Source organism: Streptomyces sp. NBC_01012 (assembly GCF_045162755.1).
Lineage (GTDB): Bacteria > Actinomycetota > Actinomycetes > Streptomycetales > Streptomycetaceae > Streptomyces.
This window is the reverse complement of sequence record NZ_CP108688.1, coordinates 7605310-7621361: the sequence shown is the minus strand read 5'-3', so window position 1 is coordinate 7621361 and position 16052 is coordinate 7605310. Positions and strand designations below refer to the sequence as shown.

At 69.1% G+C, this 16052-nt stretch carries 19 protein-coding genes and 2 pseudogenes; 11 read left to right on the top strand and 10 right to left on the bottom strand.

Annotated elements, in window-relative coordinates:
* Window positions 1–344: 344 nt before the first annotated feature.
* Window positions 345–830, top strand: coding sequence for an NUDIX domain-containing protein (locus OG623_RS34040; protein ID WP_406151472.1), 486 nt, complete (start codon window positions 345–347; stop codon window positions 828–830).
* Window positions 831–865: 35 nt separating this feature from the next.
* On the opposite strand, the pseudogene OG623_RS34035 reads toward OG623_RS34040, so the two are convergent.
* From OG623_RS34035 to OG623_RS34015, 5 genes and pseudogenes are all read right to left on the bottom strand, one after another.
* Window positions 866–1216: pseudogene (locus OG623_RS34035) on the bottom strand (sugar nucleotide-binding protein); the annotation flags it as partial.
* Between the two features lie 73 nt (window positions 1217–1289).
* Window positions 1290–1835, bottom strand: coding sequence for a hypothetical protein (locus tag OG623_RS34030; protein ID WP_406151470.1), 546 nt, complete (start codon window positions 1833–1835; stop codon window positions 1290–1292).
* 35 nt (window positions 1836–1870) lie between these two features.
* Window positions 1871–2788 (bottom strand): hypothetical protein, encoded by a 918-nt coding sequence (locus OG623_RS34025; protein ID WP_406151469.1) that lies wholly within the window; start codon window positions 2786–2788, stop codon window positions 1871–1873.
* Between the two features lie 314 nt (window positions 2789–3102).
* Window positions 3103–3870 (bottom strand): ABC transporter ATP-binding protein, encoded by a 768-nt coding sequence (locus tag OG623_RS34020; RefSeq protein ID WP_406151467.1) that lies wholly within the window; start codon window positions 3868–3870, stop codon window positions 3103–3105.
* A 247-nt stretch (window positions 3871–4117) separates the two neighbouring features.
* Window positions 4118–4513 carry a barstar family protein gene (locus tag OG623_RS34015; protein WP_406151466.1) on the bottom strand — a complete coding sequence of 132 codons (396 nt, stop codon included), beginning with the start codon at window positions 4511–4513 and terminating at the stop codon, window positions 4118–4120.
* Between the two features lie 324 nt (window positions 4514–4837).
* On the opposite strand from OG623_RS34015, the gene OG623_RS34010 reads away from it, so the two are divergent.
* Complete coding sequence (locus tag OG623_RS34010) at window positions 4838–5032, top strand: hypothetical protein (RefSeq protein ID WP_406151464.1); 195 nt, start codon at window positions 4838–4840, stop codon at window positions 5030–5032.
* A 28-nt stretch (window positions 5033–5060) separates the two neighbouring features.
* Here OG623_RS34010 and OG623_RS34005 read toward each other — a convergent pair whose 3' ends face one another.
* Both OG623_RS34005 and OG623_RS34000 read right to left on the bottom strand, forming a co-directional pair.
* Window positions 5061–5576, bottom strand: coding sequence for a putative immunity protein (locus OG623_RS34005; RefSeq protein WP_406151463.1), 516 nt, complete (start codon window positions 5574–5576; stop codon window positions 5061–5063).
* Window positions 5573–6190, bottom strand: a complete 618-nt coding sequence (locus OG623_RS34000) for a putative immunity protein (protein WP_406151461.1) — start codon at window positions 6188–6190, stop codon at window positions 5573–5575. The genes OG623_RS34005 and OG623_RS34000 overlap by 4 nt, the downstream gene beginning before the upstream one ends.
* A gap of 88 nt (window positions 6191–6278) precedes the next feature.
* On the opposite strand from OG623_RS34000, the gene OG623_RS33995 reads away from it, so the two are divergent.
* The 3 genes and pseudogenes from OG623_RS33995 to OG623_RS33985 all read left to right on the top strand — a co-directional run.
* Window positions 6279–7025 carry a MerR family transcriptional regulator gene (locus OG623_RS33995; RefSeq protein WP_406151460.1) on the top strand — a complete coding sequence of 249 codons (747 nt, stop codon included), beginning with the start codon at window positions 6279–6281 and terminating at the stop codon, window positions 7023–7025.
* 18 nt (window positions 7026–7043) lie between these two features.
* Window positions 7044–7805, top strand: a complete 762-nt coding sequence (locus OG623_RS33990) for a GNAT family N-acetyltransferase (protein ID WP_406151459.1) — start codon at window positions 7044–7046, stop codon at window positions 7803–7805.
* An 81-nt stretch (window positions 7806–7886) separates the two neighbouring features.
* Window positions 7887–8072, top strand: a pseudogene (locus OG623_RS33985) (2-phosphosulfolactate phosphatase); the annotation flags it as partial.
* A 41-nt stretch (window positions 8073–8113) separates the two neighbouring features.
* Here OG623_RS33985 and OG623_RS33980 read toward each other — a convergent pair.
* Window positions 8114–8743 (bottom strand): TetR/AcrR family transcriptional regulator, encoded by a 630-nt coding sequence (locus OG623_RS33980; RefSeq protein ID WP_406151457.1) that lies wholly within the window; start codon window positions 8741–8743, stop codon window positions 8114–8116.
* Window positions 8744–8812: 69 nt separating this feature from the next.
* On the opposite strand from OG623_RS33980, the gene OG623_RS33975 reads away from it, so the two are divergent.
* Both OG623_RS33975 and OG623_RS33970 read left to right on the top strand, forming a co-directional pair.
* Window positions 8813–9676 carry a ketopantoate reductase family protein gene (locus OG623_RS33975; RefSeq protein WP_406151456.1) on the top strand — a complete coding sequence of 288 codons (864 nt, stop codon included), beginning with the start codon at window positions 8813–8815 and terminating at the stop codon, window positions 9674–9676.
* 42 nt (window positions 9677–9718) lie between these two features.
* Window positions 9719–10225 carry a DinB family protein gene (locus tag OG623_RS33970; protein ID WP_406151454.1) on the top strand — a complete coding sequence of 169 codons (507 nt, stop codon included), beginning with the start codon at window positions 9719–9721 and terminating at the stop codon, window positions 10223–10225.
* A gap of 115 nt (window positions 10226–10340) precedes the next feature.
* On the opposite strand, the gene OG623_RS33965 is transcribed toward OG623_RS33970, so the two are convergent.
* Window positions 10341–11153, bottom strand: coding sequence for an SDR family NAD(P)-dependent oxidoreductase (locus tag OG623_RS33965; RefSeq protein ID WP_406151452.1), 813 nt, complete (start codon window positions 11151–11153; stop codon window positions 10341–10343).
* A 72-nt stretch (window positions 11154–11225) separates the two neighbouring features.
* Here OG623_RS33965 and OG623_RS33960 point away from each other — a divergent pair, with 72 nt between their 5' ends.
* The gene (locus OG623_RS33960) at window positions 11226–11813 is read left to right on the top strand and encodes a TetR/AcrR family transcriptional regulator (RefSeq protein WP_406151451.1); all 588 of its coding nucleotides are present in this window, start codon (window positions 11226–11228) and stop codon (window positions 11811–11813) included.
* Window positions 11814–11976: 163 nt separating this feature from the next.
* Here the strand turns inward: OG623_RS33960 and OG623_RS33955 are convergent, their stop codons facing one another.
* Window positions 11977–13530 (bottom strand): aromatic amino acid ammonia-lyase, encoded by a 1554-nt coding sequence (locus tag OG623_RS33955; RefSeq protein WP_406151450.1) that lies wholly within the window; start codon window positions 13528–13530, stop codon window positions 11977–11979.
* Window positions 13531–13657: 127 nt separating this feature from the next.
* Here OG623_RS33955 and OG623_RS33950 point away from each other — a divergent pair, with 127 nt between their 5' ends.
* Genes OG623_RS33950 through OG623_RS33940 form a run of 3 tightly spaced genes read left to right on the top strand, consistent with a single transcriptional unit; the run spans window position 13658 to window position 16048 of the window.
* A complete protein-coding gene (locus tag OG623_RS33950; RefSeq protein ID WP_406151448.1) occupies window positions 13658–14725 on the top strand; it encodes an ABC transporter ATP-binding protein in 1068 nt (355 codons plus the stop codon).
* Entirely contained in the window at window positions 14722–15372 is a 651-nt protein-coding gene (locus OG623_RS33945; protein WP_406151447.1) for an ABC transporter permease, read from the top strand. Before OG623_RS33950 ends, OG623_RS33945 begins: the two co-directional genes overlap by 4 nt.
* Before the next feature lie 4 nt (window positions 15373–15376).
* Window positions 15377–16048, top strand: coding sequence for an ABC transporter permease (locus OG623_RS33940; RefSeq protein WP_406151445.1), 672 nt, complete (start codon window positions 15377–15379; stop codon window positions 16046–16048).
* Window positions 16049–16052 lie beyond the last annotated feature (4 nt).

Genomic DNA, 16052 nt, shown 5'->3' with positions numbered 1-16052 from the left:
TCGAAACGCACGGCCGAACCGCATGGCGCTTCCGACCGGTCGGGGCCCTGGGAAGCCGGGGCGGAGTGCCACTGTGCGACGAACAAATTGGACCTGCAAGTCCAGAAAATGTGTGGTTCCGGCGCTCAGGAAGACCTCCACCAGCTCCAGCGAGGTCAGGGCGGGCTCGCCCTCCGTACGAGGCTGTAGGGCCACCGTGCGCACGGCAGTACCCACCGACAGGCCGCCCGAGCCCCACGCCGATCGGCCGACGCGTCCAGGCCGGCGGAGCGTCTTGCAACGGTTGTGTTCCCGGTGGTGCGAGAAGTCCCTGGTTTTCCGGGCGGGTGTGTTTGGGTCCTGCCATGGACGTGCAGTTGAGCCCGGAAGAGTACGAACGGACGCTGCCGCGGAAGCGCGTCGCCGCCGGCGTCCTCTTCTTTGACCTGGAGGCGCGGGTGTTGCTGGTGGATCCGGTCTACAAACCCTTGTGGGAGATCCCCGGCGGTGCCGTGGAGCGGGACGAGTCCCCTCGCGCCGGCGCGGCGCGAGAGGTCAGGGAGGAGTTGGGGCTGGAGTGGACACCTGGGCAGCTCCTCGGCGTGGACTGGCGCGGCCCACGGCCGGGGCGCAGCGAGAGCCTGGCCTATGTGTTCGACGGCGGGGTGCTCAGCGAGGACCGGCTGGCGGAGATCCGCTTGCAGCCCGAGGAACTGGGGGCCATGGAATTCGTTGCGGTCTCACGGATCAGGGAGCGTTTGGTGGAGCGGCTCGCTGTGCGGGTCGAGGCGTGTGTGCGGGCCCGTGAGCAAGGGCTGGCTGTGTACCTGGAGCACGGGGAGCCGGTGTAGGGAGGAGAAGCCGTGCGCTGGTGGTCCGGCCCTGCCTACGCGAGAAACTGGCGGGCGCCGCGCAACGTGGTCTTCAGCATGCGCTGGGTGACGCGACTGTCGAGGCGGACATCGAGCGCCCCTGGAAGCGCGCCGGCGGCCCGCAGGCCGGCAGGAAGCCGGGAGGCGTCGAGCCCACCGCGCTTGGCGATGAGGGTTCCGAGCTCATGCCGGCTCATGGCGTCGGCCCCTGCCACATGGTGAACGCCGCTCGCTCCATCGAATGCGAGTTCCAGCAGAGCGGCGGCCAGGTCCCCGACGTGTACAGGGCAGCGGATGTCATCGGTGAAGAGGACACCGTCCCGAGTGCCGGCCGCAAGATCATGCACCGCGCGTACGTGTACGGATGATCAGGATCGTCATGACGCGACGCGGTAAGGGATTCGGGGGATTCGGGATCGCCGCCTCGTCGTCTGCCGGTCATCGCGGGGAGCGGTTCGATGAGAGTCGATGGCCGGATGCCAGTAGCCCCGATCCGAACAGCACGACTGCTGCCGTCCAAGCGCTCAGGCTCTCGGGTGGGTAGAGCGTGAGGGCCCACCAGCGGCCCACAGGTTGTCCGGAAGGCTGGTAGGCGCGGCCGAGGCTGGCGCTGACCAGCAGGAGGAGCAGGCAGGCGGCGCCGGCCGCGGCCTCGTTGCTCAGTCGCCGGACGATCAGGGCCACCGCAAGAAGCACCATGAGGTTGCGTGGGATGTCCATGCCCACGACCAGGCCGAGCAGGTGGCACACCGCCACAGCCGCTGTGACGACCGTCAGGTCCCAGCGCCGCACACGCACGACTGCTGTGGCCTCCGGGGCGCTGAGGCAGCGGTCGACGCAGTACAGGACCGCCCCGATGACCAGAATCGGTGTGAAGTACTCGACGCGCGTGCCGACCATGCCGCCCAGGAAACTCGGGACGGGTACCTCTGTCCCACCGAGTGTCCAGCAGACCAGGGTGAGCAGTGCGAGTGCTGCGGGCACGGCCCACCAGCGTCGTACGACGGAGAAGTAAAGCCTCATGTCTGGCCTGCCACACAGTGCGTCTGGTCCTGGGCGGCTTTGGTGAACCAGTCGGCCTGCTGCGTGGCCGGGAGTTCGCGTATCCGCTGTACCTGTGCCCACTCCTGGGGAGGGACGCTCGCTCGCACGTCCTCCTCGTCCGCACCCACGACCAGTTGCGCCCATGAGTCGGCCAGGTACGGCTGCTGGCAGTCACGCACTCCGTGGAGTGCGGCAACGCCGACGACGGCCGACCGCGCGAGGTGTGTCTCGAAGTCCTGCGTGGAGATTTCCGGCGACCAGTACAGGGGCCAGGTGCCCGGTTTCAGATCGAGGTCGTCGGAGGCCATGCGAAGCGTCCGAGGGCCGGGCACTCCGGCGGCTCTCAGTGCCTCCAGAGCAGGCAAGGCATCGAGGCGCAGAGCGGCTGCCTCCTGCTCGTACTCCTCGGGCAGGCAGAGTGCGGGCGCCGTACCCACGCATGCGGTGTGGCCCACACGCGCATCCATCAGTGGGCTGTACCCCCAGTCCGACACCAGGACGCGGCCGGCGAACAGTACGGCTGCGACGATGGCCACGCTGCAGGCGAGCAGCCAAGGCCTGCGGCGGACACCGGTCAGCAGCACGACGGCCGCAGCGAGGCTTGCTGTGACCAGCCATGGGATGAGGTAGACCAGCGGGTCGAGCGTGTCGGTCAGCGTGGAGCTCTCGGTCGGGAATCCGGCCAGATGGCGCCAGGCGGGAGCGCTCATGGACTGCGGAATGGCCAGCCACACCCAGCTGCCGACCGCGGCGACCAGTGCGGCCACGGCGCGGGGGCACAGCAGCCCCACCACCCAACCGATGACCATCCAGCCGCAGGGCAGCAGCAACAGGTGCCCGACGGCGAACAGTCCGGAGCCGCCGGGCCAGACCCCGACTGCGAGCCTGGCCATGATGAGGGCGCCGGCGACGAGAAGGAGATGGAGTACGAAGACTGGTCGGACTGCCCAGAACCACCGGCTCACCGTGCTTCGTGAACTGACTTTCCGGATGTCCCCCAGACTTCGCTGACGGCCGGCTTCCCAGGCCGCGGCACCAGCAACCGCAGGAGCGATCGCGGCGATTCCACACGAGGCCAATTCACCCGACGCGGGTCCGTAATCGGGTATGCCCCAGAGGCTTTCGCCCCTGATGAGACTTCCCATGTGGAGGAGCGCCGGTAGTAACAGCCAGGGAGCGGAGGACGCACGCAGATTCCCGAGTGCGATCACTGTTCCACGACTCCCAGCAGAGCCGAGTACGCACTCTCCATACGTCGCCCCGGAACGCTTTCGGGGTCGGCGTGATTCTCGAATTCCGCCACCCCGCCCTGGAACCTGGCAGTGCCGTCCTCCACCACCACGACCTCGTCGAAGGCCTGGTCCAGATCGGCTATGTCGTGGGTGGAGACGATCACGTGCACGCTTCCACGGAGTTCGACGAGCAGATCGTGGAACCTGCGGCGTTGGCTGGGGTCAAGGCCGGCCGTGGGCTCATCCAGCAGGAGAAGTTCCGCATCGTGGACCAGGGCCTGGGCGATGGCCAGCCGCTGCTGTTGTCCACCGGACAGGGTGCCGACCTTGTCCTTCACCCTGGCCGTCAGTCCGACACGTTCGATCGCTGCGGGGGCGGCACTCCACGCCTCACGCTCCCTCATTCCCTTGAGCCAGCCGACGTAGGCGACGTGTTCCTGGCATGTCATACCTGGAAGGAACGCAGCCCGTTGGGAAAGCCAGGAGACCTTGCGTCGGTAGTCGCGCAGAGTCCTGCTGTTCGAGGACCGCAGCTCACCGAAGCGGACCTCCCCGCTCTGGGGCGCACTCGCGCTCGCTCCGAGCGCGAGCAGAGTGCTCTTGCCGGCGCCGTTGGGCCCCAGGAGCACGGTGTTGCCCGACGAGAAATGCAGGTCGAGCCCGTCGATGACAGGGGGTCTCCTGCGGCTGTAGCGGAACGTACAGGACCGGTAGTGCAACGGCATGAAGGCAACCTCGTCCACGGAACGATTCGGTGAGTAGCAGTCAGCGATGTGACCAACGCGCACCAACACGCTCGCACCGCCACCGTCATGGACGTCGAAGGAGTGGTCATCGGCTCCATGAACGGCGCAATTACTTGTACAAGCCGATGAGGACGGCGACGGCTTCCCGGTCACCGCTGGCAGGGCACGAGGCGGGCAGCGGCCGTCGGCCTCGTCCTGGCCGAGCAGTCCACCGATCTGCGTACCAGAGGTCCGGGCAACCGAGCTACTGCAGCCGCAAAACGCCGGGAGCACGATTCTCGAAGATCTCGACCAGTTGGTCGAAGACGGTCGGTCCATGCTGGTCACAGGCCGCGGCCAGTCGCGCCGCGACGGCGGTTCGATTCGACGGGTGGCACCGCGCCTGCTGAAGCTCCAGTTGGCGCACCGTCTCCGGGTATCCGAGATGATCATGATCACGCGATACTTCGTGGTCGCGCCATTCGACCATGTAGTCATCGACGTCGGGGTGTCCGGGGCCGCCACTGAGGCAGTCGGCGAAAGCGTCGAGGTTCCTGCCGAAGTACTGGCGCCCGGGACTGTCGAAAGCGTCCATGATGACCCGCCAGAAGTCGTCCAGCGTTCGAATCCGTTTTCCGTCCAGCACAAATACCGCAGTCATGATCCGCAGGATATGTCCACCTCCGAGGCTTGTTCATCCCGTTTGAACCTGTGCTGTTCAGGAATCGCCTGGCCCCTGCAAGCCTTCAACAGCTGGCAGTTGATGCCCTGGAACAGGTGGTCTCCGAGATGTCTGAACTCGCCGAGAATCGTGGTGTGGCGCCGCAGTGTTTGCCCCGATGGGGGTGCCGGGTGGCGCGCCACCAACAGTGCGGGCTCCCGGACACATACCATCCGGCGTCAGACATTCAGCACATGTGCCGTGCGCCGGCCGTACCAGGTGCGCGCGCTGAGCGCCGCAGTCACACACCGCAGGAGTATGAACATGTCTCGACGTATCGCCATCGTGCTCACAGGTCTCGTCCTCGCGGGGTCTCTCGCCACAGGCACCGCGTCCGCCGCGCCCACGAACGACCCGCATCACCTCACCGCGAAGGAGAAGAGCGGCCTGCGGTTCGCCGGTGATGTTCTCGGATCCCTCTTCGGCGGTGCCGGGACGACGCTCGGCCGAGGCTTCTGAGGACCCCCACCGAAGAGCGGGCTTCGGCTCAGCAGTCGAACACCGACCAGCAGATGTCGTTGCGCAGCCGCTGGTCATCGAGTACGAGTTCCCGGATCGCTTCCGGGAGCTGGTTGCGCTGCCACCGGCACTCGGCTCGTCCCGCGGTCTCACTCTCGCCCTCCGGTGCCGCCGCACGTGCGGCCTTGATCGCGTAGGCTGCCGCACCGAGTTCGTGCGCGGCGACATGGGCGACGGCCCCGGCCTGGCCTGCGGCGTACGCGGCATGCCGTGCGGCCCCGCTCAGATCTCTGGCTGCCCCCATCGCATGGCCGCCCGCCGCGCGCGCCTGCATCATCCTGACCTCGCCACGTACCCAGGCCCTCGCCTGCTCGATCGCCTGACGCGGTCGTGGGTCCTGAGGCCGGGCCGACTCGAAGAGGCCGAGGACATGCTCCGCACAGGCGGCGGCCCAGAGCGCGAGGAGGTGGTGATCCGCATCGGTGAGCGTCCCGCCGCTGCGGATCGTCACGAAGCGGGGGTCGCGGACCTTCGGAAGGATCACGACGTGTACTTCCTCTCCTTGCGCGCATCGACCCCGCCCGCCTCAGTGCGCCCTGGCGGCTGCCCACCGGCCTGACGCAGAAAGCGGTCCAGAGTGCTCATCAGCCGGGCGACGGGACTGCTGCCGCCCGCCACGGGCGGGTAGCGGCAGAGCACATCGATGAGCACCGGTGTCGCGCGCCGCCTCGACCGTTCCAGCGGGGCGTCCACCATCGCGGGATCGCCACCCGCACCGATCCGCGCGATGTGTGCGGCGCTCGCGGGGGCTCGCAGGATGTGGCCGACCTGGCCGGCCTGGGCGATGGGGTGCAGGTATGCGGCCGACGCCGCGTCACCGGCAGATCGCGCTGCCAGTCGTGCGGCTTCGGAGGGTGCGTATCGGGCGGCTCGATGAGCGTCGAGGGAGGTGATGCGCTGCGACATCGTCCTGTTGGCGCCGTTGATGAACACCCAGGCCGCTTCGATCGCCGCACGTGGACGCGGATCGTCGGGAACGGCCTGCTCGAAAACGGATAGGACGTCCTCTGCGTGCCGGGCCACGTAACGCGCCACGACGCGCAACTCGTCCATCGTCAGGTCGAAGTCTCCGGACACTGTGTGCTTGCTCTGTGCCATGGACCTGAATCGTATCCTTGAACGCCCGGTGGAGACTCTGCGCCACTTCTCCGCCCACTTTCCGTCCCAACCCTCAACCGGAGGTCACATGCGGCCCGTGGACCTGGCCCGTCGTCATGGCCTCTCCACGCAGGCGGTCCGCAACTACGAGGACGGCGGCATCATCCCGCCGGCCCAGCGCAGCCGCACGGGGTACCGGAACTACACCGCCACTCACGCCGCCGGCCTCGCGGCCTACCTGGCGCTCGTACCTGCCTTCGGTTACTCGACGAGCCGTCGCATCATGCGGGCCGTCACCGCCGGCCGGCTCGACGAAGCGCTGGAGTACGTCGACGACGGGCACTGCCTCCTGGCTCGCGACCGCGACACGCTCCGAACCGTCGAAGCGGCACTCTCATCCCTCGGAGCCTCCACCCCCGATACGTTGTCCGGCGCTCTGTCGCCGTACAACAGCTCGGCGCCGTACAGCATCGGTGAACTCGCCCGCCACCTCTCGCTCGACCCGGCCACCCTGCGCGCCTGGGAACGCGCCGGAGTCCTCGCCCCACAGCGTGACCCGCGCGGACACCGCCAGTACGTCGCACAGGACGTACGCGACGCCGAACTCGCCCACCTGCTACGCCGGGGAGGCCAGCCCCTGGACACCATCGCCACGGTCCTCCGAGAACTCCGCGACGCCGGAAGCCCCGAGGCGCTCACCAGGACCCTGGAAGGGTGGCGGCGCGACCTCAGGTCCCGTGGCACGGCCCAGCTGTACGCCGCCGGGCAACTCTCCGCGTACGTCGACTCCCTGGACGGATCGAGGAGTTCCAGAAGTTCCAGGAATTCCTGGTAGGCGTGGTAGGCACGACACATGGAGCAACTCACGCGCCTCAGCGACATCGAGCAGACCACGGGCGGTCACGGGCAGTTGGTGTGGGCCGCCCAGGGGCAAGGCGGCGAGAGCCTGGGACCGGGGGTGCGGGCCTGGCGCCATGGCGCGGCGCTGGCGGTCGCCAGCCCCAGTCAGCAACAGGACCGGCTCATGGTCGACGGTGACAGCGCCGACGCGGTCGTATTGGTGCGGCAGGTTCTGGAGGAGGTCGGCGCGTCCTACCGGCTTCTGGGAGAGGCCGAACTCATCGATGCGCTGGTGCGGCAGTTGCCCGGCCTGGTGCCGGTCCACCACTTCCTCTGGATGGAGACCACGTCCCGTTGCGGCGTCGCCACCCCAGGCGTGCGGTGGCTGGAGACCCACGAGGAGAAGGAAGCGACAACGCTGTTCGATCGCTTCTTCCCCGACTCCTATGCGCAGCCTGGTCGCGCGGGCGTGCGCCGATGGGCCGGGGTGGTGGGCACGGTGGACGGCAACGCCGGTGCGGAGCCGATGGCGGTCGCGGCGGATGCGTGGTCCGCGGCCGGGTGCGGGTTCATGGGCGGGGTGGTCACCCACCCGGGCGCCCGCGGGCGGGGGCTCGCCCTCGCTGTGTCCGCCTTCGTCCTGGACGCCCTCGTCGACCGCTACGGCCGCGCCGCGCTCATGGTGCTCACCGGCAACGCGCCTGCCATCGCCACGTATGAACGCCTCGGTATGGCCAAGCGTCGGTTCGGAGCGGCGCACATCCCTGCTCGGTGAGGCCAGGATCCGTCGTGCCAAGCCGACACGGCCCACGGCGCGGAGTGGTCACTGATCACCTGTTTCCGGTGATCCGGTCCGGACAGCGCTCCATTCGTCCGCCGCGCTGCCACGTCACGCGCCGCCGCTGAACTGACGGAGGGCGTGCGTCAAGGGGTGCATCCTGACGACGTTGCGCTGTGCCTGGAGGTCGACCGGTTCCCCTTTGCCATGGTGGCGACGTGGGATGGCTCGCTCATGGTCCTGCGTCCACGCGCGATACCTTCAGTGGACCGACCGGGGCCGGGGCCGGGTCAAGGTCCGGGTCGTCAGGGCCGGATCGGCGGCGCACTCATCGCTGCCGTGAGGAACGTGATCGCCCATCGCCGGGCAGCGTCGCCCGCCACCGGGGACATACAGCCGGGTGTGGACTGCTGGTGAACCTGAAGGCGGTCGACGGCCGTTACGGCGAAAATCCCCCGCATCCGGAACGCCAGCTCCTCCGAGGAAACGCCGGGCAGTGCGCGCGTGAAGGCTGCGAAGTAGCGCTCACGGACCGAGTCATCGGCCGGTCCGGTCCAGCTGCGTGCTTCCTCGGCCGGGTCGCTGAGGATCGTCACGATCAGCCGGGACGTCCGGGCGCCCCCCTCGCCGCCGGCCGGCATCTCGTCGAACAGCGGCCCCGCGAACGCCTCCACCAGTTCACTGACCGATGGTTCGGGGGTCCGGGCGAGCAATGCGTCGAGCCCGGCGCACTGGGCAGCCGTGATGGGCTCGACCACACGGCGGACGACCGCCCCCATCAGCTCCGCCTTCGAGCCGAAGTGGTAGCCGACGGCGGCCAGGTTCGCCCCGGCGAGTTTCGTGATCGCGCGGACCGAGGTGCCACGGTATCCGTGCTCGGCGAAGAGGTGCTCGGCCGCGTCGAGGATCTGGGTGCGGGTGTCTGGGGTCGCCACACGAGGGACTCTACATATGCTTGAATCAAACGAACGTATGAATCAAACGAGCGTTTGAGGGAGACTGTCATGAAGCTGCTCGTGTACGGCGCCGGGGTCTGCGGCAGTCTGTTCGCCGCCCGCATGCACGAGGCCGGACACGACGTCTCGCTCCTCGCCCGGGGCGAACGCCTGACCGCACTGCGCCGGTTGGGAGTACAGATGGCCGAGGAGGACGCCCCTGTCAGGCAGGTGCCGGTACCGGTGACAGCGCATCCGGACGACAGGTACGACCTGATCACCGTCTTCGTCCGCACCCACCAGGTGGACGCGGTGCTGGAGTCTCTCGTCGGCGTCCAAGGTGACGTGCTGTTCCTGCTCAACTGGGCAGCCGGCCCCAAGGCGCTGGGTGCGGCGATCGGCGACGAGCGGGTGCTGCTCGGCTTCCCCGCGTTCGGCGGCACGATGGACGGCGACGTGGTCCGTTACCGCAAGACCAATGTCATCACCCGCCGGGTCGCGATGCCGATCGGCGAGCCCGACGGCCGCACCACCCCGCGGCTGGAGCGGATCGTGGAGACGTTCCGTGCCGCTGGGATCAACGCCAAGGCCGAGCCGCAGATGGATACATGGCTCCGTACGCACGCCGCGTTCGAGGTCCCGCTCGGTCGGGCGGTGCACGCCGCTGCCGGCCCGGTGGCGCTGGCCGGCACCCCGGACGCGGTACGCGGCATGCTCCACCTCATGCGAGAGAACCTCGCCGCGATGGAGACACCGCCGGTACCTCGCGCGTTCGCCGCATTGCGGGCACTGCCGCAAGGGCTCCTCGTGGCCGCACTCCAGCGCTTCCTGAAGAGCCCGACGGCTGTGAACAGCGGACTCAGCGACCTCTCACCTTCCACGGCGGCCGAACTGGAGCGGCTGACCGAACAGCTCGACTCCCGCCGACGTTAATTGCCTCGACATGGCTCGCGGTGATCGGGGAGGCTTCACGCGATGACAAGAATCGACGACACGCCGCACGCGTGGGACGAGCGCACCCAGCTCACCACGTTTCTCGACTACGCACGTGACACCGCCCGCGCCAAGTGCGACGGCGTCTCCGCGGAGAACGCCCGCAAGGCGCTCCTGCCGGGGTCGCCGCTGATGACCATGAGCGGAGTGATCAACCATCTCCGCTGGGTCGAGTACCACTGGTTCCAGGTGGTGTTCCTCGGTGAGGAAGACCACGGGCCCTGGACCGACGAGGACCCCGACCGCGAGATGCGTATCGCCGTCGACTTCCCGCTCACGCAGTTGCTCGACGAATACGCCGAACAGAGCGCCCGCTACCGCGAACTGGCCGTCGGCAACGACCTGGACAAGCCGGCCCAGCGGGCCGTGCGTGGCGATCTCCATGTCGACCTGCGCTGGATCCTGCTCCACCTCACCGAGGAGACGGCCCGCCACAACGGGCACCTGGACATCCTGCGCGAGATGCTGGACGGCACGACCGGCGACTAGGGGTCGTCAAAACTGCCGTCGTCGCCCGAAGGGCGGCGCGGCAGGCGACAGTTTGACGACACACCCTAGGGGCCGACGGAGCTCACGGGCGGAGCCACTGGACCGGCAGGACGGGTCAGGTGGCCGCTGTTACGAGTCCGGAGGAGCGCGCTGAGATCATCCCGCTGAGCAGGGCGGCGCGTCGGCGGGTGAAGAGGCGCGGCAGCCTCACTGCCAGCGCGTTCACACGGCCCGACTGCACACTGGGCCGGCGGCCGCGGTCGAGTGCTCTCATCGCGGTCGCGACCGCCTGCTCGGGGGTCTGGTATCTGCCCCGGTACGCCCCACCGCCCAGAGCGTCGAAGAACTCGGTGCGGGTGAGGCCCGGAGCGAAGGAGAGCACGCGCAGGCCGGTGCCGCGTGATTCGTACCAGAGCGCCTCGGTGAAGCTGAGGACGAATGCCTTGCAGGCGGCGTAGACCGCCATCGCGGGAGTGGGCGTGTAGGCGGCCATGCTCGCCAGGTTGACGAGGATGCCCCGGCCGGAGGTGCGCAGCGGCTCGATGAAGGCGCGGGTGAGATCGACGAGGTTGGCGACATCCACGTTGATCTCGTCGGTGAGGCGGTCGGGGTCCTCCTGGTGAAAGGCGCCGTCGGTGCCGAACCCGGCGTTGTTCACCAGGCCGTCGACGGCGATGCCCCGCTGGGCCAGGTCGGCGGCCAGCCGTCGGCCCGCGCCCGGCTCGCTCAGGTCGAGGGAGATCGCGGTGGTCCGCACCCCGTGTCGCGCCCGCAATTCGGAGGCGAGTGCCTCCAGACGGTCCCGTCGTCGTGCGACGAGGACGACGTCGGAGCCGCGGCGGGCGAGTTCGCGGGCGAAGGCGGCGCCTATGCCGGAGCTGGCACCGGTGACGATCGTGGTCTGGCCGGAGAAGTCGATCGGAGTCATTTCTGCACTGTAGGCTGACTTTTGCACTCAGTGCAAGATGGCACATCAAGTGCACGCTTGTAGGGTGGGTGCATGGCCGACACCCCCACGCTTCGAGAGCGTGCGCGCCGCGCGGCACGCGCGGAGATCGCCGCCACCGCCATCCAGCTCTTCGCGGAGAACGGCTTCGAGGCGACGACGATCGACCAGATCGCCGCAGCGGTCGGCATCTCGCGCCGCTCCTTCTTCCACTACTTCGGAAGCAAGGAAGATCTCGTCCTGGGCGACACCGACGCGCTGGGCGAGTCGGTGCGAGCCGAACTCGAGGCCCGGCCGGAAGGCGAGTCGGCCTGGGAGGCCATCCGGGGAGCCCTGCTGATCCTCGGCCAAGTAGGGGGCGACCCGGCGGAGCGGCTGACCCTCGCCGGCCTCCACCACGAGGCGCCCTCGCTCCGCGCCCGGCATCTGGAGAAGCACCTGCGCTGGCAGCAGCTGCTCGCCCCCGAGATTCAGCGCCGCCTGGGCCTGCCCGCGTCCACCGAGGCCGACCCCAGAGCCCTGGCGTTCGTCGCTGCCGCGCTTGCCTGCGTCGACGCGGCCGTCGACGCGTGGTACCGCTCCGGTGGGGCGGACGATCCCGTGCGACTCTTCGACGAGGCGGTCGCCACACTCCGCCGCTAGGGCAGCGGCTTGCGCACCGCGTTCCCCGGGGCCGACCGCAATGTGCGCGCCAACACCCTGGCGCCTGGCCGCTTCCGTACGGATCCCAGCGCCGCACATCACGTCACCGGAACCACCCTGGCCGTGGACGGAGACGGAAGCTGGACCGCGCGGTGGATGAACGTCAACGCCGCACCGCACCCAGACCGTCGAACGCCGTCCCACCTCCGGAGCCGAGGCTCAGCCGGAGCTCGCTGAAGCGGTCGAGCAGCCCGGCAGCCACCGTCACATCGTCCGTCAACGGCCGGTCCGCCAGATCGACGTCGAGCACCGAGTCCGCCAGTTCGAAGGCGCGGCCGACGGGCAGCGCGGGGTCCAGACGCATGTCCCGCTGCCTCAACGCCCGTACGGTTGCGACGAGTTCGCATCCCACGACGAGCCGGAACGCCTCGCAGGCCCGCAGTGTCTGACGCGCCGCCAGCGAGGCGAAGCTGGCCTGCTCCTCGACGCCCCGCGAGAGCACGGCGTGGCCCAGTGAAGCGGGTGCGGAGAAGGCCCTCAGGTCGCCGAGCGCCGCACCGGCCGCGTATTCGAGGATCATCACGCCCGACGAGGCCGGTTCGCCGTCCGCGAGGAATGGCCGCAGACGGGTGAAGCCCGGCTCGTTCAATGTCGAGAGACGCGAGGTCGACAGGCGCGCCACCTGTGCCACCGCCAGCCTGAAGTGGTCCAACGACAGGGCGAGTTGAGCAAGGTAGAAGCCGCCGTGGTGATAGGCCGCCATGTCGTCAGCCGAGATCAGCGGGTTCTCCGCCGCCGCATTGATCTCGACCGCCAGGACGTCGTCGAGCGCGTCCGCAGCGTCGTGCGCCGGCCCATGGATCTGCGGCACACAGCGGAAGCCGTACGGGTCCTGGATCCTGCCGAGTGGCGGCGTGGGGCGGTCGGGCGCACCCAGTAGTGTCCGCATGCGTTCCGCTACGGCGTAGGACCCGGCGTGCCGCCGTGCCTCGTGCACGGGCAGCGCGTACGCCTCGTACGAACCGTCGGTCGCCATCAGGGAAAGCGCCGCCACCACCTGGGTGGCCTCGATCAGACCGCGCAGCTCGTGCACGGCGAGCGCGGACTGGCCGAGGGTGAGGGCGTTGCTGCTGATGAGGGCTAGGGCGTCGTTGTTGTCGAGGGGTTGCGGGTCCGGGGCCCGTCCCTCGCCCTGCCAGGGATGCTCGCCCGCGAGCGCGAGGCCCATCTGTGCGAGCGCCGCGATGTCGCCGGTGCCGACCGAGCCGAATTCGTTGACCTTCGGGTACGCGCCCGCCTCCAGGGCGTCGCAGAGCGCCGTGACGACGGTCGGGCGCGCGCCCGCACCGCCCGCGAGCAGCTGGTTGGCCCGGACCGCGAGCATGGCGCGGACCTGTCGTGCGGGCAGTTCCGCGCCGATCGCGCCGGCGTGGCTCCGCAGCAGCCGCAGGCCGTGGTCGGCGGCCGCCTCGGTCGGCACCGACTCGTTCCGGTTGGCGCCCACTCCGGTGGAACGACCGTAGACGCGGCCCCATGAGGCGATTTCCCGGGCGGCGTTCCACGAGGTCTCCACCCGCTTCATCCCGTCGGCTGCCGGAACGGGCCTTGCGGTGGATTCGGCCAGGCGTACGACATCTGCGACCATCAGTCCGCAGCCGTCCAGGACGACGGTCGCGCCGGTGCCGCCGACGACCTCGTCCGCGATTCGAGACGACATCAGTGGTGATTCCTCCTCGATCAGGCGCTCTGTCATGCACGACGACCACTCGTAACCAGGGATTTACGCCTGAGTGGCGACGACCTATTGACAATCTATTCAGTCACCGAGAACTCTGCATGATGATATGCAGCCGGGCAAGGGACTCCTCATGATCCAATTCGACAAGGCCCACAAGCGCTTCCCCAACGGCACAACCGCGGTGCACGACCTCACCCTTGAGATGCCGGAAGGGGGCGTGACCGTCCTCGTCGGATCCTCCGGTTGCGGCAAGACGACGACACTCCGCATGATCAACCGGATGGTCGATCCGACTTCCGGGACCATCAGGGTCAACGGCAGGGACGTCCTGGAACAGGACGCCGCCGAGCTGCGCCGCTCGATCGGCTACGTCATCCAGCAGTCCGGCCTCTTCCCGCACCGCACCGTCCTCGACAACATCGCGACCGTGCCGCTGCTCCTCGGCTGGGGCCGCAGGAAGGCGCGTACGCGGGCGGCGGAGCTCCTGGAGACGGTCGGCCTCGCCGCCGACGCGGGCAAGCGCTATCCCCACCAGCTCTCGGGCGGCCAGCAGCAGCGGGTCGGTGTGGCCCGCGCTCTCGCCGCCGACCCGCCGGTGCTTCTGATGGACGAGCCGTTCGGCGCCGTCGACCCGGTGGTCCGCACCCAGCTCCAGGACGAACTACTCAGACTTCAGCGGGAGTTGAGCAAGACGATCGTATTCGTCACCCATGACATCGACGAGGCGGTACGACTCGGTGACCGCATAGCCGTCTTCCGCACCGGTGGCCATCTCGTCCAGTGCGCGGCCCCGGCCGAACTGCTCGCCCGGCCCTCGGACGCGTTCGTCGCGGACTTCCTGGGCGCGGAGCGCGGTCTGAAGCTGCTGTCCTTGTCGACGCTCGCCGATGCCCCTCAGGGCCCCGCCCCCGAAGGCACCCGCTGGCGACTGGTCCTCGACTCCGCCCGCAAGCCGCTGGCCTGGCGCGACAGCGAGACGGACACCCGGACCCCGGTCCGGCCGCTCCGGGACACGGACTCGCTGCTCTCCGCGCTCAACGAGTCGATCGCCGCACCGAGCGGCCTGGTCGCACGGGTCGACACGGACGGCGTCCTCACGGGCGTGACGTCCCGCGAGGACATCCACGACCACGCGGGGCAGGTACACAGCGCGGCGAGCAAGGTGGTCGCATGACCGTCGACTGGTCGTGGATATCCGACCACGCCGGCGATCTCACCACCCTGGCCCTCTCCCATCTCCAGGCCGCCCTCACCGCCGTACTCCTCGGCCTGGTCGTCTCGCTCCCCCTGGCCGTGGTCGCCCACCGGGTACACGCGCTGCGCGGACTCCTCCTGGGCCTGTCGAACATCCTGTTCACCATCCCGTCCATCGCCGTCTTCGTGCTCCTCCTGCCGGTCAGCGGGCTCACCCGCACCACCACCGTCATCGGCCTGACCATCTACACGCTCGTGGTGCTCCTGCGGAACACCGTCGAAGGTCTGGACTCCGTCCCCGCCCGGACCAAGGAGGCCGCCAGGGCCATGGGCTCCCGGCCGCTGCGCACCCTGCTCACCGTCGAACTGCCCCTCGCGCTGCCCGTGATCATGGCGGGCGTGCGAATCGCGACGGTGATGGCCATCTCCCTCGTCTCCGTGGCCACATACATCGGCGACGGCGGACTCGGGCAGCTCTTCACGGACGGGTTCCAGCGCAACTTCCCCACCCCCGTCATCGTCGGCGTCGTCCTGACGCTGCTCCTCGCACTCGTCGCGGACGCGCTGCTGGTCACCCTCCAGTACGTCCTGACTCCCTGGACCCGTCGGCAGAAGCAGAGGGCCTGACCTCATGTACGAACTCTTCAAGGGCCTCGGCTCCTGGCTCGTCAGCGGCGAGCAGTGGGCCGGCCCCGACGGCATCGGGCACCGCCTCGCCGAGCACCTCCAGTACTCGCTGCTCGCCACCCTCATCGCCGCCGCCATCGCACTGCCGGTCGGACTGCTCATCGGGCACACCGGACGCGGCGCCTTCCTCGCCATCAATCTCGCCGGCTTCGGACGCGCACTGCCCACGGTCGGACTCGTGGTCCTGGTCTTCCTCGCCAGCGGCCTGTCGATGTGGCCCGTCTACATCGCCCTCGTGGCGCTGGCCGTTCCCTCCATCGTCACCAACACGTACGCCGGGATGACGGCCGTCGACCCCGAGGTGCGGGACGCCGCACGCGGCCAGGGGATGCGCTGGCACCAGGTCCTCCTCCAGGTCGAGTTGCCTCTCGCGCTTCCCCTGATCACGACCGGGCTGAGGCTCGCGCTCATCCAGGTCGTCGCGACGGCCACCATCGCCGCGTACGTCTCCTTCGGCGGGCTCGGACGGTACGTCTTCGACGGGCTAGCCCAGCGCGACCTGGTGCAGGTGCTCGGCGGCGCCGTGCTCGTGGCGGTCGTCGCCGTCGTCCTCGATCTCGCGCTCTCCGCGCTCCAGCGCGTCCTTTTCCGCCACCGCCCGGCCACGCCTGCCTAGGAGT